At 48.8% G+C, this 25,474-nt stretch carries 21 protein-coding genes; 19 read left to right on the top strand and 2 right to left on the bottom strand.

From position 1 onward, the window contains the following. The first annotated feature begins 2 nt into the window (after window positions 1-2). From lpxD to rpoS, 19 genes are all read left to right on the top strand, one after another. On the top strand, window positions 3-1,031 hold the full coding sequence (gene lpxD / locus KBW69_RS12870) for a UDP-3-O-(3-hydroxymyristoyl)glucosamine N-acyltransferase (RefSeq protein ID WP_257255297.1): 1,029 nt from the start codon (window positions 3-5) through the stop codon (window positions 1,029-1,031). Window positions 1,032-1,347: 316 nt separating this feature from the next. Continuing rightward, a complete protein-coding gene (gene lpxA / locus KBW69_RS12865; protein WP_257255311.1) occupies window positions 1,348-2,115 on the top strand; it encodes an acyl-ACP--UDP-N-acetylglucosamine O-acyltransferase in 768 nt (255 codons plus the stop codon). A 52-nt stretch (window positions 2,116-2,167) separates the two neighbouring features. Then, on the top strand, window positions 2,168-3,325 hold the full coding sequence (gene lpxB, locus KBW69_RS12860; RefSeq protein ID WP_257281119.1) for a lipid-A-disaccharide synthase: 1,158 nt from the start codon (window positions 2,168-2,170) through the stop codon (window positions 3,323-3,325). Beyond that, on the top strand, window positions 3,312-3,929 hold the full coding sequence (gene rnhB / locus KBW69_RS12855; protein ID WP_257255295.1) for a ribonuclease HII: 618 nt from the start codon (window positions 3,312-3,314) through the stop codon (window positions 3,927-3,929). The genes lpxB and rnhB overlap by 14 nt, the downstream gene beginning before the upstream one ends. Before the next feature lie 69 nt (window positions 3,930-3,998). After that, entirely contained in the window at window positions 3,999-7,508 is a 3,510-nt protein-coding gene (gene dnaE, locus KBW69_RS12850) for a DNA polymerase III subunit alpha (RefSeq protein WP_257281118.1), read from the top strand. A gap of 81 nt (window positions 7,509-7,589) precedes the next feature. After that, complete coding sequence (locus KBW69_RS12845; protein ID WP_257255293.1) at window positions 7,590-8,540, top strand: acetyl-CoA carboxylase carboxyltransferase subunit alpha; 951 nt, start codon at window positions 7,590-7,592, stop codon at window positions 8,538-8,540. Further along, complete coding sequence (gene tilS, locus KBW69_RS12840) at window positions 8,540-9,949, top strand: tRNA lysidine(34) synthetase TilS (RefSeq protein WP_257281117.1); 1,410 nt, start codon at window positions 8,540-8,542, stop codon at window positions 9,947-9,949. The genes KBW69_RS12845 and tilS overlap by 1 nt, the downstream gene beginning before the upstream one ends. Before the next feature lie 138 nt (window positions 9,950-10,087). Then, complete coding sequence (locus KBW69_RS12835) at window positions 10,088-11,719, top strand: CTP synthase (RefSeq protein ID WP_257255291.1); 1,632 nt, start codon at window positions 10,088-10,090, stop codon at window positions 11,717-11,719. Between the two features lie 8 nt (window positions 11,720-11,727). Then, window positions 11,728-12,582: a 3-deoxy-8-phosphooctulonate synthase gene (gene kdsA, locus KBW69_RS12830; protein ID WP_257255290.1), complete on the top strand. Its 855-nt coding sequence runs from the start codon at window positions 11,728-11,730 to the stop codon at window positions 12,580-12,582. Window positions 12,583-13,132: 550 nt separating this feature from the next. Beyond that, window positions 13,133-14,425, top strand: a complete 1,293-nt coding sequence (eno, locus tag KBW69_RS12825; RefSeq protein ID WP_257255289.1) for a phosphopyruvate hydratase — start codon at window positions 13,133-13,135, stop codon at window positions 14,423-14,425. A gap of 183 nt (window positions 14,426-14,608) precedes the next feature. Further along, window positions 14,609-14,881 (top strand): septum formation initiator family protein, encoded by a 273-nt coding sequence (locus KBW69_RS12820; RefSeq protein ID WP_257255288.1) that lies wholly within the window; start codon window positions 14,609-14,611, stop codon window positions 14,879-14,881. 164 nt (window positions 14,882-15,045) lie between these two features. After that, the gene (ispD, locus tag KBW69_RS12815; protein ID WP_257255287.1) at window positions 15,046-15,777 is read left to right on the top strand and encodes a 2-C-methyl-D-erythritol 4-phosphate cytidylyltransferase; all 732 of its coding nucleotides are present in this window, start codon (window positions 15,046-15,048) and stop codon (window positions 15,775-15,777) included. Then, window positions 15,777-16,277 (top strand): 2-C-methyl-D-erythritol 2,4-cyclodiphosphate synthase, encoded by a 501-nt coding sequence (gene ispF / locus KBW69_RS12810; protein ID WP_306670930.1) that lies wholly within the window; start codon window positions 15,777-15,779, stop codon window positions 16,275-16,277. The genes ispD and ispF overlap by 1 nt, the downstream gene beginning before the upstream one ends. 35 nt (window positions 16,278-16,312) lie before the next feature. Then, window positions 16,313-17,371 carry a tRNA pseudouridine(13) synthase TruD gene (gene truD, locus KBW69_RS12805; RefSeq protein ID WP_257255285.1) on the top strand — a complete coding sequence of 353 codons (1,059 nt, stop codon included), beginning with the start codon at window positions 16,313-16,315 and terminating at the stop codon, window positions 17,369-17,371. Continuing rightward, a complete protein-coding gene (gene surE, locus KBW69_RS12800) occupies window positions 17,352-18,095 on the top strand; it encodes a 5'/3'-nucleotidase SurE (RefSeq protein WP_257255284.1) in 744 nt (247 codons plus the stop codon). The genes truD and surE overlap by 20 nt, the downstream gene beginning before the upstream one ends. Before the next feature lies 1 nt (window position 18,096). Next, window positions 18,097-18,765 carry a protein-L-isoaspartate(D-aspartate) O-methyltransferase gene (locus tag KBW69_RS12795; RefSeq protein WP_257281116.1) on the top strand — a complete coding sequence of 223 codons (669 nt, stop codon included), beginning with the start codon at window positions 18,097-18,099 and terminating at the stop codon, window positions 18,763-18,765. A gap of 103 nt (window positions 18,766-18,868) precedes the next feature. After that, the gene (locus KBW69_RS12790; RefSeq protein ID WP_257281115.1) at window positions 18,869-19,804 is read left to right on the top strand and encodes a DUF368 domain-containing protein; all 936 of its coding nucleotides are present in this window, start codon (window positions 18,869-18,871) and stop codon (window positions 19,802-19,804) included. A gap of 325 nt (window positions 19,805-20,129) precedes the next feature. Continuing rightward, window positions 20,130-20,915 (top strand): peptidoglycan DD-metalloendopeptidase family protein, encoded by a 786-nt coding sequence (locus KBW69_RS12785; protein WP_257281114.1) that lies wholly within the window; start codon window positions 20,130-20,132, stop codon window positions 20,913-20,915. A gap of 100 nt (window positions 20,916-21,015) precedes the next feature. Continuing rightward, window positions 21,016-22,047: an RNA polymerase sigma factor RpoS gene (rpoS, locus tag KBW69_RS12780; protein ID WP_257253789.1), complete on the top strand. Its 1,032-nt coding sequence runs from the start codon at window positions 21,016-21,018 to the stop codon at window positions 22,045-22,047. A 138-nt stretch (window positions 22,048-22,185) separates the two neighbouring features. Here rpoS and fdxA read toward each other — a convergent pair whose 3' ends face one another. Further along, the gene (fdxA, locus tag KBW69_RS12775) at window positions 22,186-22,509 is read right to left on the bottom strand and encodes a ferredoxin FdxA (RefSeq protein ID WP_257281113.1); all 324 of its coding nucleotides are present in this window, start codon (window positions 22,507-22,509) and stop codon (window positions 22,186-22,188) included. Window positions 22,510-22,696: 187 nt separating this feature from the next. Further along, window positions 22,697-25,303, bottom strand: a complete 2,607-nt coding sequence (mutS, locus tag KBW69_RS12770; RefSeq protein WP_257253786.1) for a DNA mismatch repair protein MutS — start codon at window positions 25,301-25,303, stop codon at window positions 22,697-22,699. Window positions 25,304-25,474 lie beyond the last annotated feature (171 nt).

Below are 25,474 nucleotides of genomic sequence, written 5' to 3'. Positions count from 1 at the left end.
TCATGAAGCAGTCTTTTTCCTTTACCCTGTCTGAGCTGGCTGACAGGGCTGATGCTGAACTCAAGGGTAATCCTGGCGAGTGTATCTTTGGTTTGAACACCCTTCAGGATGCTGTTTCAGGGGAGCTGGCTTTTTTAGCGAACCCCGCCTACGCCCGCTATCTGAAGAACACTGGGGCCAGTGCCGTTATATTGGCCCCGGCTCAGGCTGAGACATGGGCTGGAAATGCACTGGTTCTTGACAATCCCTACCTGGGGTATGCTGCTCTTTCTCACCTCTTCGATACCGATAAAGGGCAGCCGGAAGGTGTCCACCCCTCTGCAGTTATTGCTTCAGACGCTGAGATTCATCCATCGGCCGCAATAGGTCCTAAGGTAGTGGTTGAATCGGGAACTCAGATCTCTGAAGGTGTTCGCATTGATTCAGGTGCTGTGATTGGTCATGACACTGTTATTGGCAAGAACAGTCATGTCTGTCGGAATGTTTCAATCTGTCACGGTGTTTTTATTGGTGAACGCTGTATTATTCATGCCAATGCTGTTATTGGGGCTGATGGTTTTGGTAATGCCTGTTTAGATGGCCGGTGGCATAAAATTGCCCAGATTGGTGGAGTGGTTATTGGTAACGATGTTGAGATTGGTTCCTGTACCTGTATTGATCGTGGCGCATTGGGTGATACGGTGATACACGACGGCGTCAGGATCGACAATCTTGTCCAGATTGCTCACAACGTGGTGATAGGCAAGCACACCGCTATTGCTGCCAATGTTGGTATTTCCGGTAGTACCAGGGTCGGTGAGTATTGCACTATTGCGGGTGCTTCGGGTCTTGCGGGGCATATCACTATTGCTGATCATGTTCATTTGTCTGGAATGGCGATGGTCACCAAGTCCATATCCCGCTCAGGTGCCTACGCCTCCGGAACCGGCATGATGGAGGTTGCGGAGTGGCGAAAGAATGCAGTGCGCTTCAGGAAGCTTGACGACATGGCCAAACGTTTGAAGCAGTGTGAACGTCGACTCGACGAGTGAGAGGTGTTTTTATGTACTGTTCAATCGGTACGCATTGCTAAAAGGCTGGTTTTCCAGCCTTTTGTTGTCATTAGCCGGGTGTTCCGTTAACTGAGTCCACGGAGCAGGTGTCTCATATTCTGAGTTTCCGGATGAAAGTCAGGCAGGAAGACAGGGCTGAACTTGTAACCTTGAAAAGAAATATCTGGAAGTTCTCCTGTCAAAGGTTGGTTGATGGTAAGATAGCGCGTTCTGCTGAAATAACCTGTGCAAGAAAGGAACTATAGTCTTGATTGATTCCCGTTCCAGCCAAGAATCAAATGCTGTTCGAGATGAGTTGATTCATCCGACAGCCATCATCGATCCGAATGCCGTTCTGGCACCGGACGTAAAGGTCGGACCCTATGCCGTTGTCGGCGCAAACGTTGAAATTGACTCTGGAACAGAAATTCACGCCCATGCGGTTGTCAAAGGGCACACCAGAATAGGTAGAAATAACCGTATTTTTCAATTTGCCAGTGTCGGCGAAGATTGTCAGGATCTGAAGTACGCAGGTGAAAGGACTTGGCTGGAAATCGGCGACAATAACGTAATCCGCGAAGGCTGCACTATACATCGGGGGACTACTCAGGATCATTCGATCACCCGGATCGGCTGTAACAACCTGTTGATGGCTTATGTCCATGTGGCTCATGACTGTATCGTTGGCGATAACATTATCATGGCCAATAACGCTACGCTGGCAGGTCATGTCAGGATCGGTGATGGGGTTATCCTTGGCGGATTTACCACCGTCCATCAGTTCTGTGTAATCGGTGATTACAGTATGAGTGCTGCTCACACTGCTATCTTCAAGGATGTTCCTGCATTCGTGATGGTCAGTGGCAACCCGGCCAAGGCGCATGGCATGAACTTTGAGGGGATGAGGCGCCGTGGTTACAGTCCGGAACTGATCCGGGGATTACGCCAGTGTTACAAGCTGATCTATCGACAGGGTCTGCGAACCAATGAGGCACTGGGCAGGCTTGAATCCATGGAGAAACAGCCTGAAATCCAGTTGCTGATTGATTCTCTGAAAGCGTCGACTCGCGGTATCACACGCTGATTCCGGGATTCGGCCTTTCCTGCCAGCCACATATTTTTCACGGTAAATAGGAATGTCCAGAACACTGTCATTTGCTCTGGTGGCCGGGGAGGCCTCGGGTGATCTTCTGGGGGCAGCGCTGATCAAAGAGATCAAACGCCATCATCCTGATGCCCGATGTTACGGAATCGGTGGCCCGATGATGATCTCCGAAGGGTTTGAGAGTCTTTTTCCCATGGAGAGACTTTCGGTGATGGGGCTTGTTGAAGTACTGGGACGACTGAAAGAGTTATTAGGCATTCGCAGGCAGCTGAAAGAAACCTTTGTGTTAGAAAAGCCGGATGTTTTTATCGGAATTGATGCGCCTGACTTTAACTTGCCATTGGAAAAGTACCTTAAATCCAATGAGATACCCACCGTTCATTATGTAAGTCCTCAGGTTTGGGCATGGCGGGAAGGGCGTTTGAAAAAAATCAGGCGCTCGGTTGATCATATGCTCGCGCTGCTTCCGTTTGAAGCGGATTACTATCAGGGACATGGAGTCCCGGTGACGTTTGTTGGTCATCCTCTGGCCGATCAGGTGGCCCGGGAGCCGGACACTGTTAAAGCTCGACGCTGTCTTGGAATAGCTGAAGAAGGGCTTGTGGTGGCCCTGTTGCCAGGCAGTCGAAAAGCGGAAGTAGCTCGTTTGGGGAGGCTTTTTTTAGAAACGGCGCGTCTGTTAAAGAAAGATCATCCCGATATTCGGTTCCTGATTCCCTGCGCCAGTGAAAAGAGAAAGTTACAGCTACTGCCACTGTTGGAAGATTTTTCGGATCTGGATGTCATGGTTGCGATTGGTAAAACGTCCGTAATGATGGCGGCAGCCAATGCCATTTTGATTGCATCGGGAACTGCTACCCTTGAGGCGGCTCTGCACAAGAAGCCCATGGTGATCAGTTATCGAATGGCGTCATTGAGTTTTGCCATTCTCAGCCGGTTGGTGAAAGTAGATCATGTAGGGTTGCCGAATTTGTTGGCGAACGAGCCCTGTGTCCCCGAATTGTTGCAAGACGATGCGACCACTGAAAAGCTCCATAAAGCCATGATAAAGGCATTAGACGATCAAGAATGGCGAAATCATCTGGTGCGGGAATTTACGGCGATTCACAAAACCCTAAAGCGAGATGCCAGTGCACTGGCTTATGAGGCGGTGATGTCAGTGGTAGGAAAATACAATGCAACAAAATGATCTGGGTTTATTCACTGTCCCCGAGAAAGTGACACGGATTTGTGGTGTCGATGAAGTGGGTCGAGGTCCGCTCTGTGGTCCGGTAGTCACGGCTGCTGTTATCCTCGATCCTGCCTATCCCATCGTCGGTCTGAATGATTCCAAGAAACTGTCTGAAAAGAAACGTGACGTTCTCTTTGAAGAAATCAAAGAGAGAGCACTGGCCTGGTCCATCGGAAGGGCTGAAGTTCATGAGATCGATGAACTGAATATTCTTCATGCTACTATGCTGGCCATGCAGAGGGCGGTTGCAGGCCTTTCAGTGAAGCCTGAACTGGCCTTGATCGATGGTAATCGCTGTCCTGATCTGCCATGTCCTGCTGAGGCTGTGGTGAAAGGGGATGGACGCATTCCAGAGATTGGGGCAGCCTCCATTCTGGCGAAAGTAACACGTGATCGTGAAATGGTTGAACTGGAAAAGCTTTATCCGGGTTACGGGATAGCTGGTCACAAGGGTTATCCAACCAAAGTTCACATCGATGCCCTGAAAAAACTCGGGGCGACAGCTATTCACCGTCGTTCTTTCAGGCCCGTCCGTGAAGCACTGGAAGCATCAGGGGTTTGACAAGGCTGGCGGATAACTCAGCTCTGTTGTTAGAATTAAAAATCACCATTAGTCGGTTTACCTTCACTCATGCCTGCACGTTTCATACACCTGAGACTTCATACAGAATTTTCCCTGAGCGATGGCCTGGTCCGCATCAAGCCCCTGATCAAGGCAGCTGGAGAGCAGGGTTTTCCTGCTGTGGCGGTTACGGATCAGTCGAACCTTTGCTCACTGGTAAAATTTTATAACAGTGCCCAGGGGGCGGGTATTAAACCAATCAGTGGGGCTGACCTTTGGGTGACGCATTCTGATCCGGCTCTTGAGCCTGTGAGACTTGTGCTGCTTTCCATGAATGAGCAGGGCTACAGAAATCTCACAGAGCTGATTTCCCGGTCATTCCTGGAAAATCAGCGCCATGGCAGGGCCATTGTCAAAAGGGAATGGATTCAGGAAAAATCTGAAGGCCTGATAGCGCTGTCAGCTGCCAGGGAAGGGGATGTAGGTCAGGCCATTCTCAATGGCAATGAAGCGCTGGCAGGTGAGCTTTTGACCGAATGGATGGAAGCCTTCCCGGGGCGTTACTACCTTGAGCTTCACAGAACCTCGCGAGCCGGTGATGAGGAGTGTTTGCACGGCTCCATAACTCTGGCTGAAAAATACAATTGTCCGGTGGTGGCCACCAACGATGTCATGTTCATCAACAAAGAAGACTTCGAAGCCCACGAAGCCCGGGTGTGCATTGGTGAAAGTTCAACGTTGGACGACCCGCGCAGGGTCAAGCGCTACAGCGAAGAGCAATATTTGAAAACGGAAGAAGAGATGTGCGAACTCTTCTCCGACATACCTGAAGCGCTTGAAAATTCAGTGCAAATTGCCCGGCGCTGCTCGGTATATGTGCATCTGGGCGAGTACTTTCTGCCAGAATTTCCCATCCCTGAAGAGATGACGATGGATGCGTTTTTCAGGAAGTTTTCTCACGATGGTTTGACCGAGCGTTTGCAAACCATTCTGAACCCTGCTGATCCTGAATACGCGAGCAAAGAAAAAGTGTACCGGGATCGTCTTGATTTCGAGCTGGATATTATTCTCCAGATGGGATTTCCGGGCTACTTTCTGATCGTAATGGACTTTATTCAGTGGTCTAAAAATAACGGCATTCCGGTAGGGCCGGGTCGTGGTTCCGGTGCTGGCTCACTGGTGGCTTACGCTCAAAAAATTACTGATCTGGACCCTATTCAGTACGACCTGCTGTTCGAGCGATTCCTTAATCCTGAACGGGTATCCATGCCTGACTTTGACGTCGACTTCTGCATGGATGGCCGGGACAGGGTTATTGATTATGTGGCCAGAACTTATGGCCGTGATGCGGTATCCCAGATAATTACCTTCGGTACCATGGCGGCTAAAGCGGTGGTCAGGGACGTAGCCAGGGTGCAGGGTAAGTCCTATGGTCTGGCAGACCGGCTCTCGAAAATGATCCCCTTCGAAATTGGTATGACGCTCAGCAAGGCTTATGAGCAGGAAGCCATGATCAGGGATTTTCTTGATATCGATGAAGATGGCAAGGAAATCTGGGATATGGCGCTCAAGCTGGAAGGGGTTACCCGGAATGTTGGTAAGCATGCCGGTGGTGTCGTTATAGCACCCACCAAACTGACAGATTTTGCTCCGCTTTACTGTGATGAATCCGGTAGCGGTGTCGTTACCCAGTTTGACAAAAATGATGTTGAGTCAGCCGGTCTGGTGAAGTTTGACTTCCTGGGGCTAAGAACCCTGACCATCATCGACTGGGCGCTGAAAATGATCAATCCCCGTCGCCAGCAGCTTGGCGAGGATGAACTCGACATCATGATGATCGATCTGGAGGACAAGTTCTCCTACGACATGCTTAAGCGAGCTGAGACAACAGCCGTTTTCCAGCTTGAATCCCGGGGTATGAAAGATCTGATCAAGCGGCTTCAGCCCGACTGTTTTGAAGATATTATCGCTCTCGTGGCTTTGTTCCGCCCGGGACCGCTGCAATCGGGCATGGTGGATAATTTTATCAACCGCAAGCATGGCCGGGAAGAGTTGTCCTATCCGGATGCTCAATATCAGCATGAGTGGCTTCAGCCGATTCTTCAGCCTACCTATGGCATCATCCTTTATCAGGAGCAGGTTATGCAGATCGCTCAGGTGCTGGCAGGCTACACCCTGGGTGGTGCGGATATGCTCCGTCGGGCTATGGGTAAGAAAAAACCTGAAGAAATGGCCAAGCAGAGGGCTGTCTTTGAAGAAGGGGCTATCAAGCAGGGGATTGATGGCGAACTGGCGATGAAAATCTTCGACCTCGTGGAGAAATTCGCTGGTTACGGTTTCAATAAATCTCACTCGGCCGCCTATGCTCTGGTCTCTTATCAGACGCTCTGGCTGAAAGCCCATTACCCTGCTGAGTTTATGGCGGCGGTCATGAGTTCGGATATGCAGAATACTGACAAGGTCGTGACGTTCATTGAAGAGTGTCGTGAGATGGAACTGACAGTCCTGCCGCCGGATGTAAACAGTGGTGACTATATGTTTGGTGTTAATGACGACGGACATATTGTTTATGGCCTGGGTGCCATCAAGGGCGTGGGGGAAGGGCCTATTGAGTCTATTGTTGCAGCCAGAAAGTCTGGCGGCCCGTTCAAGGATCTCTTTGATTTCTGTGAGCGTGTCGATGCCAGGAGTATCAATAAGCGGGTTCTGGAAGCTTTGATTCGTTCCGGTGCCCTTGACCTGCTGGGGCCTGCGCCGGGTAAAAAGTCTCTATACAACTTTAACCGCGCGGTATTGGAGTCCAGTCAGCCTGAAGCCATGAAGGCGGCAGATCAGGCTGCCAAGAGCTTTGACTCTGGTCATGGCGATTTGTTTGGAGCACTGGTGCCAGCCGGAGAGGAGAATATCTATGACAAGTATGACAGTGTCGAAGAGTGGACTGACAAAGTCAGGCTGGGGGGCGAAAAAGACACGTTGGGTTTGTATCTGACCGGTCATCCCATTGATGAATATGAGCAGGAGATCAAGCACTTTATTCGTAACCGTATCAGGGATCTTCAGCCGGCCAGAGGAGAAAGTCAGAACATAGCCGGTTTGGTGGTGGCCATGAGGACCATGAAAAATAAACGCGGCGACAAAATGTGCTTTGTTACCTTGGATGATCGTACTGGACGGATTGAAGTGTCTATCTTTGCAGATGTTTTTGAGCAATGTCAGGCACTTATCAAGATGGATACGGTGATTGTCTTCGAAGGGGAGGTCAGTTTTGATGATTATTCTGGTAGCCTCAAGGTCAGGGCCAGGAAAGCCCTCAACCTGATCGATGCCCGAAGCTACTATGCCCGCAGGCTGCTGGTAGATTTAAGCAGTGAGCAGGTGGACAGAGCGTTTCATACCAAAATGTCCGGCTTGCTCGAACAGCATCCGGGTCGGCTTCCGGTGCAGGTCAACTACAATCGTGAAGACGCTTCCGCCAGTCTCCAGTTAGGCGAAAAATGGAATGTCAGTCCCAGTGATGATCTTGTGCTGGGCTTGAGGCAATGGCTGGGTAAGGAGTCCGCCAAAGTTGAGTATCAGTAACAGACGCTTACTCTTATTCACTCGACATCCTGGTCGCTTTTACGTATTTTTCGCTGATGCTGAACTCTTGAAGTGGAATCTATGAACCCGAACTATCTGGATTTTGAACAGCCAATCGCTGAGTTGGAAGCCAAGATCGAAGAACTGAGACTGGTCAGCAGCGATGCCGAGCTGAATATTACTGATGAAATCAGCCGTCTGCAGGATAAATGCAAAACCCTGACTGAACAGATTTTTTCTGATCTGTCTGCCTGGCAGGTAGCTCAGCTTTCAAGACACCCGCGTCGTCCTTACACTCTGGATTACATTCAACATCTTTTTACTGAGTTTGATGAGCTGCATGGTGATCGACACTTTGCCGATGATCCTTCAATGATTGGTGGCATTGCCCGATTCAATGGTCGCCCGGTGATGGTGATTGGTCATCAGAAAGGCCGTGAGATCAAAGAAAAAGTACTTCGTAACTTTGGCATGCCCAAGCCCGAAGGCTACCGGAAGGCCTGTCGACTCATGGAGATGGCCGAACGATTCAAAATGCCCATCATGTCGTTTATTGATACTCCGGGTGCTTATCCGGGAATTGGTGCAGAAGAGCGTGGCCAGAGTGAGGCTATAGCCTACAATCTGGCCGTTATGTCCCGTCTTAGAGTGCCCATTATCTCTACGGTCATTGGAGAGGGTGGCTCCGGTGGTGCGCTGGCCATTGGTGTCTGTGACCGGCTGTTAATGTTGCAAAACTCAATTTACTCGGTGATCTCTCCGGAGGGCTGTGCATCGATTCTCTGGAAGAAGTCTGAATATGCCTCTACCGCTGCAGAAGCCATGGGTGTTACCGCAACCCGGCTAAAGGAGTTGGGGCTGGTGGATCGTCTGGTCAAAGAGCCTCTCGGTGGCGCTCACAGTCAGCCAGACGTGATGGCCGCTGCACTAGGTGATGCCCTGGAAGAGGAGCTTCTGAAACTGGAGAAAATGGACGCTGATGAATTGATTGAAAGCCGTTACCAGCGAATCAGGGATTACGGCTCTGTCTGATGGCTGATCAGCCTGTTAAAAAGGATCAACGATTGAAAAAGTGTTTCATTCCATCCGGGAGTGAAGGATTTATCTCATTAATTGAACACCTCTCTGAGCAACTCAAAACGGTTGCCGGGAAGCCCATTGTAGTGGCCTTCAGCGGTGGTGTGGATTCCACTGTTCTTCTTCATTTACTGGTGTCTATGCGTGAAGAGGGAGTGATTGGGTCTCTCTCGGCAGTTCATATTCATCATGGGCTCAGTGATAACGCTGATGCCTGGGCGGAACACTGTCTGTCTCTCTGCAAGCAATGGCAGGTGCCTCTGGAGGTGGTTAGAGTCGTTATTGAGCCGTCCTCTGATATAGAACAACAAGCCCGTGAAGCGCGCTATGCCGTTTTTGAGAGCTGTCTTCCCGAAGGTGGTTGTCTGTTGATGGGGCATCATCAGAACGATCAGGCGGAAACGGTGCTCTTCAGATTACTGCGAGGCAGTGGTCTGGATGGTGCAGCCGGTATGCCTGTTTCAAGGGAGTTTGGTGGCGGAGTCCTGTTTAGACCTTTGCTTAATATTTCCAGGCAATCTATTGAAAATTATGCAAAAAATCATTACTTGGATTTTGTGGAAGATGAATCCAATCAAAATCAGAGGTTTCGTCGTAATTTCCTGAGGCAAAATCTGATACCGCAGATTGAGGCTGTCTGGCCGGGTGCCACAGCTCGATTGGCGCAGTTTTCTGAAGATGTCTCTGAAGCGAATCAGATGATGCTTGAGCAAACAGAACATCATGCCCGGCAGATTATTCAAACCCCACCGTCCTGTTTGTGGGGTGAGCGCAGCGTTTTAGATCTGGAAGCGCTCAAGCTTATTAATGGCAAAGCAGCCCGGAGAGTCGTTCGTTATTGGCTGGCGACTCATCAGGTCCAAATGCCCGGCAGAGTCCGGTTGAATGTCCTGTTCACAGATTTGATTGATGCGGCAGAGGACGCTGAGCCAGTTGTCTCTTTAGGCGCTTTTCTCTTACGTCGCTTTGCCAGAAAGCTGGTGCTGCTTCGTAAACCTGAGCTGATCCAGCAAGAAGGCTTTGACTGGCAGTGGGACAAGGATAGAGCCATCGAACTGCCTTTTTCTGGAGGGCATTTGTCGTTGGGTGAGGGAGGGGATGTGCGACTCCCTGAAGCGCCATTACGCATACTTTTTCGTTCTCAGCTACCGGCAGGACTGAAAGTCGCTGTGAAAGGACGTGTGGGTCGTAAAACGATCAAGCGTTGGTTGCAGGACTATAAAGTCCCCCCCTGGGTCAGGGGGTCTATTCCTTTTGTTTTTCACGGGGATGATCTGGTGGCCTTACCGGGAGTGTTTGTGACAGTCACCCACACCAGTGAGCCGGGTCTGGGCAGACGCCTGTCCTGGCGTCCTGATGTTTGAGTCTCGAGAGCAGGACTTAAACTAAACTTTCTACGCATTTTCTCAGTATGTGTTTTACGTTTAGTAGTGGTTTTGGTATCCTGATCTCCCATCTTGAGTATCCATTTTTTTCCCGCATTTAAGAGTCAGCAGATAACAATGACGCGTTATATTTTCGTCACGGGTGGTGTTGTTTCCTCATTAGGCAAAGGCATCGCATCAGCTTCCCTCGCAGCTATCCTTGAGGCACGCGGTCTTAAGGTGACAATGCTTAAACTGGATCCCTACATCAACGTTGATCCGGGTACCATGAGCCCGTTCCAACATGGTGAAGTATTTGTTACTGAAGATGGTGCGGAGACCGATCTTGATCTGGGCCATTATGAGCGTTTTGTGCGCACCACCATGAAGCAAGGTAATAACTTTACTACGGGTAGAGTCTATCAGGATGTTCTTCGCAAAGAACGTCGCGGAGATTATCTGGGCGGCACAGTTCAGGTTATTCCTCACATTACTGATGAAATCAAGCGTCGCGTTGTCCAGGGTGCCGGCGATGTTGATATAGCGATGGTTGAAATTGGCGGCACTGTGGGTGACATTGAGTCTCAGCCATTTCTTGAAGCCATTCGCCAATTGAAAGTCGAGCTGGGTTCTTCCCGCGCATTGCTGATGCACCTGACTCTGGTGCCCTACATAAAGACGGCTGGTGAAACCAAGACGAAGCCTACCCAGCACTCGGTTAAAGAACTGCGGTCTATCGGCCTTCAGCCAGACATTCTGGTTTGCCGCAGCGAACAGTTTATTGAAGCCTCTGCCCGTCGCAAGATCTCTCTGTTCACGAACGTGGAAGAGCGTGCGGTTATCTCTCTGGAAGATGCTGATACCATTTACCGCATTCCCCAGATGCTCCATGAGCAGGGTCTGGACCAAATTGTTGTCGATAAATTCAATCTGGATACACCGGCTGCAGACCTGTCTGAATGGGCGGATGTTGTGGACCGTGACACTCATCCACAGAAAGAAGTGACCATCGCCATGGTGGGTAAATATATGGAGCTTCTGGATGCCTATAAATCCCTGATTGAGGCGGTTCGCCATGCCGGATTGAAAACCCGTACCAAGGTCACCATCCGTTATGTTGACTCCGAGCTGCTTGAGCAGGAGGGTCTGAGTCGTCTGGAAGGTGTCAGTGCGATTCTGGTGCCCGGTGGTTTTGGCCATCGTGGTGTGGAGGGCAAGATTCAGGCGGTTCGTCATGCTCGCGAGAGCAAGATTCCCTATTTGGGTATCTGTCTGGGTATGCAGGTTGCAGTTATTGAATACGCTCGTAACAAAGCGGGTCTGGAAGGGGCTAACAGCTCCGAGTTTGATCAAAACGCCGAGCATCCGGTGGTAGGCTTGATTACTGAATGGTTGTCTTCCGATGGTGCTCTGGAGACACGTACTGAGGCTTCCGATCTGGGAGGAACTATGAGATTGGGGGCTCAGCTGTGTAACCTCATCTCTGGAACACAGGCTCATTCTGCCTACGGTAAAGACACTGTCATTGAGCGGCACCGTCATCGTTATGAGGTCAATAACAATTACCTTGAGACTTTGCAGGATGCAGGTCTGGTTATTTCCGGACGCTCTGAAGATAATGCTCTGGTTGAAATGGTGGAAGTAAAGGAACACCCCTGGTTTGTGGCTTGCCAGTTCCACCCTGAATTTACCTCGACACCAAGGGATGGTCATCCGCTCTTCAAATCATTCATTGAAGCGGCCTTGAACTATCAGGCTCAACAGGATTAAGAGTGCACATGTCTGATCAGAAAGTAGTCTCTGTCGGCTCTATTGAAGTAGCCAATGACAAGCCATTTGTGTTGTTCGGCGGCATGAATGTGCTTGAGTCTCGTGATATGGCTATGAAAGTAGCTGAGCACTATGTTGCTGTCACGGAGAAACTGGGTATTCCCTACATTTTCAAGGCTTCCTTTGACAAGGCAAACCGTTCTTCCATCCATTCCTACCGAGGACCGGGTATGGAAGAAGGTTTGAAGATCTTTCAGGAGTTGAAGGAAACGTTCGGCGTACCAGTGATCACTGATGTTCACGAAGTTCATCAGTGCCAGCCAGTTGCCGGGGTTGTCGATGTTATTCAGTTACCAGCTTTTCTGGCACGTCAGACTGATCTGGTGTTTGCTATGGCCAATACCGGTGCTGTGATCAATATCAAGAAGCCTCAATTCCTGAGCCCTTCCCAGATGGGCAATATTGTCGATAAGTTTGCTGAAGCGGGTAATGAACAGATTATTCTCTGTGAGCGTGGCTCTTCTTTTGGTTACGACAATCTGGTAGTAGATATGTTGGGTTTTCGTACCATGAAAGAGGTGACTGGCCAGTCTCCTGTTATTTTTGATGCGACCCATGCGCTTCAATGCAGAGATCCCATGGGGGCGGCTTCCGGTGGTCGTCGTCATCAGGTGACTGAGCTGTCTTTGGCCGGTATGTCGACTCGTCTGGCAGGCCTTTTTCTTGAATCACATCCTGATCCGGATGCGGCTCGTTGTGATGGCCCCTCGGCGCTGCGCCTCTCCCAGTTGGAGGGTTTCCTGATGCAGGTGAAGGCTATTGACGATCTCGTTAAGTCCATGCCTGTACTGGATACCCATTGATTAAGGCTTAAGCGCTTTGTTCGATGTAAAAAAAACCGCCATTTTCCGGCGGTTTTTTTGTCACAAACAATCTGACTGATGATGTCAAAGGGCTCTGTCTTTAAGCAGATTGGGTTCATTTTTATCAGGCTTCATTGAGTCATTGTTACCTGTTTTTCTTCACAGTGATACCAACGGCTTCCATTGAATTGAGATGTTAATGTTTATGTCTTCGGTGTTGCCTTGTGCAATAGTTGATAACCCGCCGGGAGTTGGTATAGTGACCGCATTACAGCGTCCGGGAAGCTGAAAGCAGCCTCATTGGATAATGGCACTGGAAGTTTGAATCAGTACTATTATCTAACCAGGCTGAGACGGTTGGGTTGGGAGGATATGAATCTCAGAGTTCAACGGTCTGCAGGATGATTCCTCACTTGCCCGGTCAGGTCAGGTATATTTCCCTTCATAGACATGGTGTTGTGAAAAGTATTTTGTCTTGCTGAATTCTGTCAGAGATTGAAACAATATACTTTTCATCGTCTATCGGCATTTGTGTAGAGAGAAAGCTATTATGGCAAAAATTGTTGAAATCAAAGGCCGCGAAATCATGGATTCTCGTGGTAACCCAACCGTAGAAGCCGACGTGATTCTGGAATCGGGTGCCATGGGTCGTGCTGCTGCTCCATCCGGTGCTTCCACAGGTTCCCGTGAAGCTCTGGAACTGCGTGATGGAGATAAGTCTCGCTACCTTGGTAAGGGCGTCCTCAAGGCAGTGGCCAACATCAACGGACCTGTCCGTGAAGCTCTGTTGGGTCGCGATGCGAGTGATCAGCGTGGACTTGATCTGGCAATGATCGAGCTCGACGGCACCGAGAACAAGAGTGTTCTGGGTGCCAATGCCATTCTGGCGGTTTCTCTGGCCGCTGCTAAAGCCGCCGCTGCCGATAAGAACATTCCTCTGTACCAGCACATCGCTGATCTGAACGGTACCTCTGGTCAGTTCACTATGCCAGTTCCAATGATGAACATTCTGAATGGTGGTGAGCACGCTGATAACAACGTCGACATTCAGGAGTTCATGGTTCAGCCAGTCGCTGCCAAAACTTTCGCTGAAGGCCTGCGTATGGGGGCCGAGGTGTTCCATGCCTTGAAAAAAGTGCTGTCTGCCAAAGGTCTCAATACTGCGGTAGGTGATGAAGGTGGTTTTGCACCCAACCTGGCTTCTAATGCTGATGCTCTGGCTGTCATTAAAGAAGCGGTTGAAGCTGCAGGCTACAAGTTGGGTACTGACATTACTTTGGCTATGGATTGCGCGGCTTCGGAATTCTACGTCAACGGTCAATACAACATGAAAGGGGAAGGCAAGATTTTCTCTTCTAATGAATTTTCTGACTATCTGGCCAAACTGTGTGAAGAGTACCCAATCATCTCCATCGAAGATGGTCTGGATGAGTCTGACTGGGAGGGCTTCAAATACCAGACGGAAATCCTGGGCGACAAGATCCAGATTGTCGGTGATGACCTGTTTGTAACCAATACCAGGATTCTGAAGGAAGGTATCGAAAAAGGCATCGCTAACTCTATCCTGATCAAGTTTAATCAGATCGGTTCCCTGACCGAAACTCTCGAAGCCATCAAGATGGCCAGGGACGCGGGTTACACTGCGGTGATTTCCCACCGCTCCGGTGAAACAGAAGACGCTACTATCGCAGACTTGGCTGTAGGTACTGCTGCGGGTCAAATCAAGACCGGCTCCCTGTGTCGTTCTGACCGTGTTTCCAAATACAACCAGCTGCTACGCATTGAACAAGAGCTGGGCGCTAAGGCTCCATACCGCGGTCTTGCTGAATTCAAACGTGCCTGAAATGTTATCTGAGTAGCGTATCAATAGCGGGAGGCTTCTGTAAGCCTCCCTTTATTTAATGTGACGACTTTCTGTTTTACCTCTTTGATTTACTTTCCGCATATTCCAGTTTTTGTGTTTTTATCGTGGGCACATTTTTCAGGCTTTGTTAGACTGAATGGCTGGAAACAATGAGAGATTCAGATGCGAAAGCTGGTGCATACATTACTGCTACTGGCGCTGGTGGCCCTTCAGATACAACTCTGGATGGGAGAAGGCAGTTTAGCAGAAATGGTAGCGATCCAAAAACAGATTGAGCTGCAGAAACGGGAAAACGACCGTTTGTATCAGCGTAATCGTCTACTCGCTACCGAAGTTGTTGAGCTGCAGCATGGTCTGCAAACTCTGGAAGAGCAGGCTCGTCTTGATCTTGGGATGATCAAAAAAGATGAGACGTTTTATCTGATTTACGACTGAGTCATACCGTCGCTTTGATGTTGACGTAATATCGGATAGAAAATGCCACAATTCTGGCGATTGTAGCTATTTTATAGTGCGGTATAAGTGACATTTCGGATTAACAACAGATTGAAGCACAGTCTGTTTGCAGCAGGTTCCTTCTGACCTTTTTAGGTGACAATGTGAGAACGAGTAATCCTCATGAACCCCGTTTTTGGGCGATTATCCCTGCCGCCGGGGTGGGTCGTCGCATGCAGAGTGCAATTCCCAAACAGTATCTTGAGATTCATGGTCGCACCTTGATGGAGCATACCATTGAACGTCTAATCAGCTTTTCTGTTTTGGAGAAGCTGATTGTTGTCATTGGTGCTGAAGATGAGTGCTACAAGGAGATTGAGCTGTTAAGGGATCCGCGAATCATGTTGGTGCAGGGCGGGGATGAGCGTTACCATTCCGTCCTGAATGGACTGAAAGCCCTGTCTGAGTTGGCAGATGCCGAGGATTGGGTGATGGTTCATGATGTGGCCAGACCTTGTATACGTCACTCTGACCTGGAGTGGTTGGTAGAACAGTTAACTGACCATACCATTGGTGGTTTGCTGGGAATACCTGTCAGAGACACTATGAAACGTACTTCATCTGCTGGAGAAGTGACGGAGACCGTTGACAGGAATGCTCTTTGGCACGCCCTGACGCCACAGATGTTTCGGGTGAAGCTGCTTTACGACGCGCTCAAAAAAGCACTGGATGATGAAATGCCTGTCACGGATGAAGCCAGCGCGATTGAATACGCTGGATTCAGGCCGCTGATGGTCGAAGGGCACAGCGATAATATCAAGGTGACCCGAAGTGCTGATCTAACACTTGCGGCTCTTTACATTCAACAGCAAGACAAACTGATTGAGACGGTATGATGCGAATTGGTCACGGTTTTGATGTGCACCGTTTTTCCGATGAAACAACGGCTGAGGCCAAGGTCTTTTTGGGTGGGGTCGGTATTGATCACAGCCATAAGCTTTTAGCCCATTCTGATGGTGATGTTCTCCTTCACGCCGTCTGTGATGCGTTGTTGGGAGCGGCTGCCCTGGGTGATATCGGGCAGCATTTCCCGGATACAGATTCCAGGTATAAGGGAATTGATAGCCGACAGCTTCTCAGGCATGTGGTGGTACTGATTCATGAAAAGGGCTATCGGGTGATCAACGTCGATAGTACCATTGTTGCCCAGGTGCCAAAAATGGCTCCTCATATTCCAGCCATGAGGGAAAACCTTGCCAAAGATCTTCAGATTGAAACTGAAGCTGTCAATGTAAAAGCAACGACAACAGAGAAATTGGGTTATATCGGCCGAGAGGAAGGTATTGCAGTTCATGCAGTGGTGCTTCTGGCTCACAGCAAGCGACAACTTTCCTGATCAGTTTGCATTTTACCCAAAAAGATTATTGTTTAATGAATCAAGTTTCTTACACATCATCCTGGGCTTACTCCTGGGGTGGTCCTTTGGGACGATGTACTTTCAAGTCCCTGCCTGAAGATTTCATTGTTGAAGAAGAGCTGCCCTTTGTACCGGAAGGTGAAGGGGAACATGCCTATATCAATGTTCAGAAAACTGGAGAAAATACCGATTGGGTAGCAGGACAACTTTCCAGGTTTGCTGGCGTAAAACGCTCTGCAGTCAGTTACGCGGGGCGCAAGGATCGTCATGGTGTTACACGTCAGTGGTTTAGTGTCTGGCTGCCCGGACAAGACTCTCCTCAATGGTCTGAGCTGAACAGTGAGTCGTTGGATATTATCGCTGCCACCCGACATGGGAGAAAGCTCAAGACTGGTGCACTGAAAGGCAACCGTTTTATCATCACTTTGCGGCATGTGGATATCTCGCAAGCGTTGTTGGATGAACGTCTGAGGGTCATCGCCAATCAGGGTGTGCCTAACTATTTTGGAGAACAACGCTTTGGTCTTGAGGGGGCTAACGTTGATCGGGCGTTACTGATGTTTTCCGGTCATTTGAGGGTTGATAAAAACAAACGCTCTATGTATCTGTCTGCAGCACGATCCTGGATATTTAATCAGATCCTTTCTGAGCGTGTCAGTCAGAAAAACTGGACCCGCTACCTTGAGGGTGATGTACCTGGTTTTCAAGACAGTGGTAGTCTGATCCTGCGGGATCATGACCAGAACCTGATGACAAGAATTGAAGCCGGAGAAGTCTCATTGACAGCTCCTCTGTGGGGGCAAGGGGAGTTGCTTTCCGGATCGGATTGCAGAAAGATGGAAAAAAGGATTTCAGGTCGCAACCCGTTGTTGAGTAAGGGCCTGGAGCAAGCAGGTTTAAAGCATGAGAGGAGAGCCATTCGTCTAATGCCTGCAGCCATGAACTGGAAATGGTTATCAGGTGATTGTATCCAGCTTGAATTTTCTCTGCCAAAAGGCTGCTTTGCAACAGCGGTGTTAAGGGAAGCTATGCAATGCATTGAAGGAAGATTTGATGAGAATACTGCTAAGTAATGATGATGGTGTCGCAGCCAACGGGCTGGCCACCCTTTACAGTTCACTCGAAGGCGTGGGTGAGCGAATTGTCTTTGCTCCTGATAGAAACAGCTCGGGCTTGAGCAGTTCATTGACTCTGGGGCGTCCCCTGAGGGTGACTGAACATTCCAATGGTTTTAACAGTGTCGATGGAACACCGGCTGATTGCGTTCATTTGGCGGTCAATGCATTGTTGGAGCAAAAGCCTGATATTGTCGTTTCCGGTATCAATCATGGTGTCAACCTGGGTGATGATGTTCTTTATTCAGGGACGGTAGGTGCCGCTTTGGAAGGCCGTTTTATGGGGTTGCCTGCCATTGCTGTATCTGCCTGTGGCAAGGGAGAGCAAGGTTTTATTACAGCAGGCAAGGTTGTCAGAGATTTGATTCTCAGACTTGCGCAATTATCCCTGCCAGAAGGAACCCTGTTAAATGTTAATGTTCCTGATAGACCCTATGAAGAGCTCAAGGGCATGGCGGTGACTCGTTTAGGGCACAGGGAAAGACCGGAGAAACCTTTAAAAGTAATGGATCCCAGGGGAAAGCCCGTTTACTGGATTGCTCCTGTCGGTAAGGGACAGGATGCGGGCAAGGGCACTGATTTCTATGCTATTGCTGAAGGTTTAGTCTCAGTGACACCCCTTCAGTATGACCAGACTCATCATTCAACGCTTTCTCAGCTCAGTGAATGGCTGGGCAGCTGATATGAAAGAGATTGATATTCATGGTATAGGAATGACCTCACGGAGAACCCGGGAGCGTCTGATCAATCGACTTTCAGATCAGGGGATCGACTCTACCGATGTCCTTGAGGTTATTCGCAACACACCGAGACATCTGTTTGTGGATGAAGCCCTGTCTCACAGAGCTTATGAAGATACTGCCCTGCCTATTGGCTTTGGGCAGACACTGTCACAACCTTATATTGTGGCAAGAATGACACAGGCTCTCATGGCAGCAGGTCCACTCGACAGAGTACTTGAAATAGGTACAGGGTCAGGTTATCAGACAGCGGTTCTTTCGCCGCTGGTAAAGAAAGTATACTCTGTTGAGCGAATCAAACCCCTTCATGAGCGAGCAAAGAAACTGCTCAGAACGCTGTCTATTCACAATGCTCAGCTTAAACTCAGCGATGGTGGTATGGGTTGGTCAGTCATGAGCCCCTTTGATGGAATCATTGTAACAGCTGCCCCGGATCAGATACCTGAGGAGCTATTGCAGCAGTTATCGGAGGGTAATGGTCGTCTAATTATTCCAGTTGGAGGTCGCGGTGTTCAGGACTTATTGCTGATCACCCGTCAGGGAGATACCTTCAAGAAAGAAATGCTCGAAGCCGTGCGCTTTGTGCCATTGCTGGATGGGGTTCAGAAATAATACACTTCTTCGTGTTTCATGAATGAAAGTCATTGAGATTACTCTGAAAAGATAAACGGGTCTGATACTGATTTACGCTTTACAGAATAAGACAGGTTGGATTATGTCAAAAATGAAAGAAGGTCTGAGTATTTTGCTCAGGGGGATAGCTATGGGGGCTGCCGATGTCGTTCCTGGCGTTTCAGGAGGTACCATTGCCTTTATTACCGGTATCTATGATCGCCTGTTAAATGCCTTGAAGAGTATTAATCCCGGTTTACTGATCAAGCTTAAATCCGAAGGGATTGCTGAGTGTTGGAAGTATATTGATGGGAATTTTCTGATTCTGCTGTTTGGCGGAATCTTGTTCAGTATACTGAGTTTTGCCCATCTAATTACGTACCTGCTGGAAGGCTACCCGGAACTCATCTGGTCTTTTCTCTTTGGCCTGATATTGATTTCAGGCATTCATATGCTCAAACAGATAAAGAGTTGGAGTGTCTCCTCCATGATACTTCTTGTATTCGGTTGTTGTGTCTCTTATTTTATCGGGAGACTGACGCCTACATCTCTGACTCCTTCCTACCTGATGTTGTTCTTTGCCGGCTGTATTGCTATATCTGCAATGATTTTGCCGGGCATTTCCGGCAGTTTTATCCTGCTGTTGATGGGGTTGTACCCCGCTGTTTTAGCTGCCGTGAAAGGTCTGGATATTCTGGCGCTGACAGCATTTGGATCTGGATGTATTGTCGGGTTGCTGACATTTTCTCATGTCCTTGCCTGGCTGTTAAAACAGCATCGTGATCTGGCTCTGTCGCTCTTGACGGGCTTGATGCTGGGTGCCCTCGGAAAAGTATGGCCGTGGAAAGAAACACTGGAAACAAGAATAAACAGTTCGGGTCAGGAAGTTCCTTTTCTGGAAAGAAATATTTCTCCCTGGGCCTATGAAACGCTGTCCGGTCACTCGGCTTACCTATTGCCATCGATTGCCTTGATGTTGGCAGGTATCTTGCTGGTTGTTCTGCTTGAAAAATTCGGTAGTCGCTTTGTTGAAGATTGATTATTAAATTCTCTTTCTGAACAGATAATCAACCGGTTCATTATCATGAACTATGGGTTGCTGATCTTCCCCGTTCCATAGCTCCTTTCTGGAATGGTATGTCGATGTTGCGGTCTAATGAACTCAAATCGATTGCCAATAGTGTGGAACCGGTCTGATATGAAAAGAGTGTTTCGGCAGTCGTGACATTTCCTAGGTGAATTTCGCCGAAATGTAGGCGTTATTACCTGTATTGATATATTTTTTTAGATTAAGAAAATTCAAATATATCTAAATTTATTATATTTTGAGGTGTGCCTCGGTGACCAAGTATGGAGCAGAGTGAATGACAGGCAATCGTCTTGAGCAAGAAATTAATTTGAGTGTTTGCTCAAGAATAGTCAGTTGGATAACATTGATTCTGTTACTGACCGGGTGTGCCCATGATCCTTCCTCAGTTCAGGTTAGAGAGCTCAGGCTGCCACCAAAAGTAAGCAGTGGCAGTCATATAGTCCGTGACGGTGAGACCCTTTTTTCTATAGCTTGGCTTTATAGTAGAGATTTCATAGAGTTAGCTGCTATCAATGGAATACGCCAACCTTATACTATCTTTCCGGGTCAACATGTTAACTTGACTCCCTCAAGTTATGTATCCCGTTCTTCGAGTCCTGTAAGAAAGAGCACCACAACCTCATCAAAGTCTTATGTGGTTAAAAAAAAACCAGTGAAAACAGCTGATAAAACAGAACGATTATCCAACATTTCAAGCTGGCACTGGCCGGCCAATGGAAAAGTGGTGCGTATGTACAACAACGGCAATGGGCTGAATAAAGGGATTGATATCAGAGGCAAATTGGGAGAGCCTGTAAGTGCAGCAGCCACAGGCGAGGTCGTGTATGCTGGCAGTGAACTCGCTGGTTATGGCAAGCTGATTATTATGAAACATAACAACAGCTATCTGAGCGCTTACGCTCACAATAAGGAGTTGCTTGTGCGTGAAGGAGACTCAGTTAAAGCAGGCCAGAAGATAGCCGAAATAGGTTCTACAGGAACGACAGAGCCTAAGCTGCATTTTGAAATTCGGCATAATGGCAAACCGGTCGACCCAATGCGATTCCTGCCTGAACGCTGATTTCAATATGTGGTGTCGGTAGAGGGATCTCACGGGTGTCGGCTCAACCCTCAGTTGGTTGTTCGACAGACAGTGGGGCTTTCGGATAGGACTGACTCTTATGGCAGCAAAGAGGGATGACTCAGAGCAAAGTAGTTTTGCCGAGGATTTTACCCAGGGAAAGAGTGAAATTGATAACGTGCTGGATTCTGATCTTAATGAAAACGAAGAAGTTGAAGAGAAAGAACCTGCACCGCAGACGTTTACACCCAGTGCGTCAGATTACAGTAGAGCCCGTCGCGATGATGATGGCTTCTATAAGTCTATCGATGCCACTCAGCTCTACCTCAACGAGATTGGCTTTTCACCTCTGTTGACACCAGAGGAAGAAGTGCATTATGCGCGTCTTGCCCGTCGAGGCGTTGAGGCGGGTCGGCGTCGTATGATTGAAAGTAACTTGCGTCTGGTCGTCAAGATATCCAGGCGATATGTCAATCGTGGTCTGACACTTCTGGATCTGATTGAAGAGGGAAATCTGGGTCTCATCAGGGCGGTTGAAAAATTCGATCCTGAGCGCGGATTCCGTTTTTCAACATACGCTACCTGGTGGATTCGTCAGACCATTGAGCGAGCCATTATGAATCAGACACGTACCATTCGTCTTCCGATTCATGTGGTTAAAGAACTCAATGTTTACCTCCGGGCGGCTCGTGAACTGACTCAGAAGCTAGATCATGATCCAACCCCGGAGGAAATCGCTCATCTGCTGGATAAGCCGGTTGATGATGTTAAAAGAATGTTGGGGCTTAATGAGCGTGTCACTTCAGTTGACACGCCTTTGGGCCCGGATTCTGATAAGTCCATCCTTGATACTATTTCTGATGAGAAGGAGTCTGATCCGGCAGAACTGCTTCAGGATCTTGATCTCAACGACAGTTTGGACAAGTGGCTGGGTGAACTTTCTGAAAAGCAGCGTGAGGTGGTGGCCAGAAGGTTTGGTCTAAGGGGCTATGAAACCAGCACCCTTGAAGAAGTGGGCAAGGAGATTGGGCTGACAAGAGAGAGGGTCAGGCAAATACAGGTCGAGGCTCTAAAGCGCTTGCGCTCTATCCTTGAGAAACAGGGGTTGTCTGGAGAATCCCTGTTCAGTTGATAGCATTGTCTTGGCAATAAAAAAGCCATGATCTCGGGGTCATGGCTTTTTGTTTGGGGAAGAGTTGGTGCTCGAACCATTGAAAGCAGTTATCAAGACATTTCTGCATAGCTCTTAGCCCCCGGATATCGGGCGCTCTCAGCGTTCCAGATGCTCGAGCTTGCCTTTCACACCATCCCATTTTTCAGCATCAGGGAGTGCGTCTGTTTTTTCTGTAATGTTATCCCAGACGTCAGCGAGTACAGCATTGAGTTCAATAAACTCCTGCTGATCTTCCGGTACCTCATCCTCGGAGAAGATCGCATTGGCTGGACACTCAGGCTCACAGAGGGCACAGTCGATACATTCGTCCGGGTGGATAACCAGAAAGTTGGGCCCTTCGTAAAAGCAATCTACGGGACACACTTCCACGCAATCGGTGTATTTGCACTTGATGCAGTTTTCACCCACTACGAAAGTCATGATGGTTACACTCCGTTTGTTCAGGCTGATGGTAAGTCAGTCAAAATACATTTATGAAATGTCACCATCAGGAATGACATTTCTAATCGCATATCCCTTACTGGTTTGGCACACGGCTCAACCAGTTGAGGCGTAAAGTCTACCAGCATTGTTTATAAGGTAGTAGTTCAAGCGGTTATGAGCATAGTCAGTTTTTTGAAGTCAGTGACTTAAGATCGTATAGCAACCCGAGAGCTTGCCGGGGGGACAGGTTGTCAGGGTTAAGTTCCTTGAGTGCTTCGACGGCCGGATGTGGCTGAGAAGCTGTGAACATATCTGCCTGAACCGGGTTCTGTTTACAAACCGTTTTGGCCTGCCTTGAAGTTTGTGGCACAGTCTGAGCCGACGAGCCTTCTTCTAATTGGTGCAGTCTGGAGCGTGCCTGAGTGACTACATTTCTCGGGACGCCTGCTAGTTGAGCCACCTGTAAACCGTAACTCTGACTGGCAGGGCCATCCTGAACTGAGTGCAAAAATACAATTTTTTCGTCGTGTTCTGTGGCATTCAGGTGAACGTTGACAACTGAGTTGCACTCGTCTGGCAAATGAGTCAGCTCAAAATAGTGAGTGGCGAACAGGGTGAATGCCTTAACAGTATCTGCCAGGTGATGAGCACAAGCCCAGGCCAGGGATAAACCATCGAAGGTGCTGGTTCCCCGACCTACTTCATCCATCAAAACCAGGCTGCTTGCTGTGGCGTTATGAAGAATATTGGCTGTCTCAGTCATTTCCACCATAAACGTGGATCGTCCACCGGCCAGGTCATCGGATGAACCTATTCGGGTGAATATTCTATCTACCAGACCAATTTTTGCGTGACTGGCAGGAACAAAGCTTCCTACGTGAGCTAATAAAACGATTAATGCCGTTTGTCTCATATAGGTCGATTTACCACCCATGTTTGGACCGGTGATGACTAGCATTCTCCTGGTGGCATGGAATTCTATATTGTTGGCCACAAAGGGTTCTGTCAGCACCTGTTCGACAACCGGGTGGCGACCATCCTCAATATGGATGCCAGGATCCGAACTCAGTTCAGGTTTGCAGAAGTTCAGAGCCTCAGCTCTTTCTGACAGGTTGTTCAGAACATCCAGTTCGGAGGTGCTCATGGCCGTTTCCTGAAGAGGGCCCAGAGCTTCCAAAAGCTCGTCCATTAATTCGTCATACAGTGCTTTTTCTCTTGAAAGCGCTCTGCTTTTGCTTGATAGAGCCTTATCTTCGAACTCTTTTAATTCCGGTGTGATGAATCGTTCAGTATTTTTCAGTGTCTGGCGACGTATGTAGTCTACAGGGGCGTCTTCAGATTCTCTTCGGCTGAGCTCAATGTAATAGCCGTGAACCCTGTTAAAGCCAACTTTCAGACTGGGTAGTCCTGTCCTCTCTTTCTCTCTTTTTTCCAGTTCAACAAGATAATCGCCAGCGTTCTGACTGAGAGCACGAAACTCATCCAGCTCTTTGTCAAAGCCTTCCGCAATGACTCCACCGTCTCTGATGATGACAGGGGGGTTCTCGACGATAGACCGGCTCAGCAGATTAGCAACCTGAGGATGCTCGCCGATGGCTTCAGCCAGTTTATGAATGTCCTCATTATCAATCGTTCTGAGAATGATTTGTAGTTCAGGTAGCTGATTCAGGGCGTCTCTCAAGCGAGCCAGGTCTCTTGGACGAGCTGATTTTAACGCTACTCTGGCAAGAATGCGTTCAATATCGCCAACGCCGCGAAGCAAGGGTTGAATCTGCTCGAAGTAATAGCCCGATTTTATTGTTGAGATAATAGATTGGCGTTTTTGCAGCTTATGAGCGTTTCTAAGGGGGCGGTTCAGCCATCTTGAGAGCAATCGACTACCCATAGCGGTCGCTGTTTTATCAAGTACGGACAAAAGGGTGTGATCTCGACCACCATTGAGGTTCTGGCTTAATTCCAGGTTTTTTCTGCTGGCTGCGTCAAGGACTACGCTTTCTTCGCGAAGTTCCCGCTGTATGCTTCGAATGTGGGGCAGGGCGGTTCTCTGTGTTTCCTTGGCGTATTGTAGAAGGCAGCCTGCCGCCCCAAGGCCGATAGTCAACGATTCACAGTCGAATCCTTGCAGGTTTTTAGTTTGGAACTGGCGGGTTAATCCTTCATAGGCGCTGTCACGATCAAAGTCCCAGGGGGGGCGTTTGGTCGTTCCCGGGCGCTCAATAACCTGGGCCGGCCATTCAAAGCTGTCATTGATGAGAATTTCGGCAGGGTTGATACGCTCAACTTCTGCCATCAGGGCTTCTTCGCTCGCGACTTCTACTGCTGTAAATTGACCACTGCTGATATCCAGAGAGGCTATTCCATATTGATCTTCTGATCGGCTTAAAGCGGTCAGAAGGTTGTCCTGCTGTTCGTCCAGAAGTGCTTCGTCGCTCACTGTGCCGGGGGTCAGGATTCGAACTACTTTTCTTTCAACGGGGCCTTTTGTTGTGGCCGGGTCGCCAACTTGCTCGCAAATGGCGACAGAGACGCGAAGTCTGACCAGACGAGCCAAGTAACCTTCAACTGCATGGTAAGGGATACCTGACATGGGAATGGGCTCACCGGCAGACTGTCCCCGGGTTGTCAGTGTTATATCTAATAACTCGGCAGCCTTGCGGGCATCGTCATAGAACAGCTCGTAAAAATCACCCATGCGATAAAATACCAGATGTTCCGGGTGTTGCTGTTTGATACGCAGATATTGCTGCATCATCGGTGTATGCTGACTTAGGGTGTCTTTGCGCGGGCTCATAGATGAGGGTAAGCCTTGAATTCAGGTTGTTAATAAACAATCCATCATTTTACTATGAAAAGCTGGCTGTTTTCATGAGAACAATGGTTTATCTTTAGCCATTGGCAGCTATGGGCTGTTGAATGTATATCTAACTTTGATCAAAAGGCTTTTTCTCATATCAGCCAGAGG

This window comes from Endozoicomonas sp. ISHI1 (assembly GCF_024606225.1).
GTDB lineage: Bacteria > Pseudomonadota > Gammaproteobacteria > Pseudomonadales > Endozoicomonadaceae > Endozoicomonas_A.
Note: the sequence above shows the minus strand (reverse complement) of the source record. Positions and strands in the feature narration are given on the sequence as shown.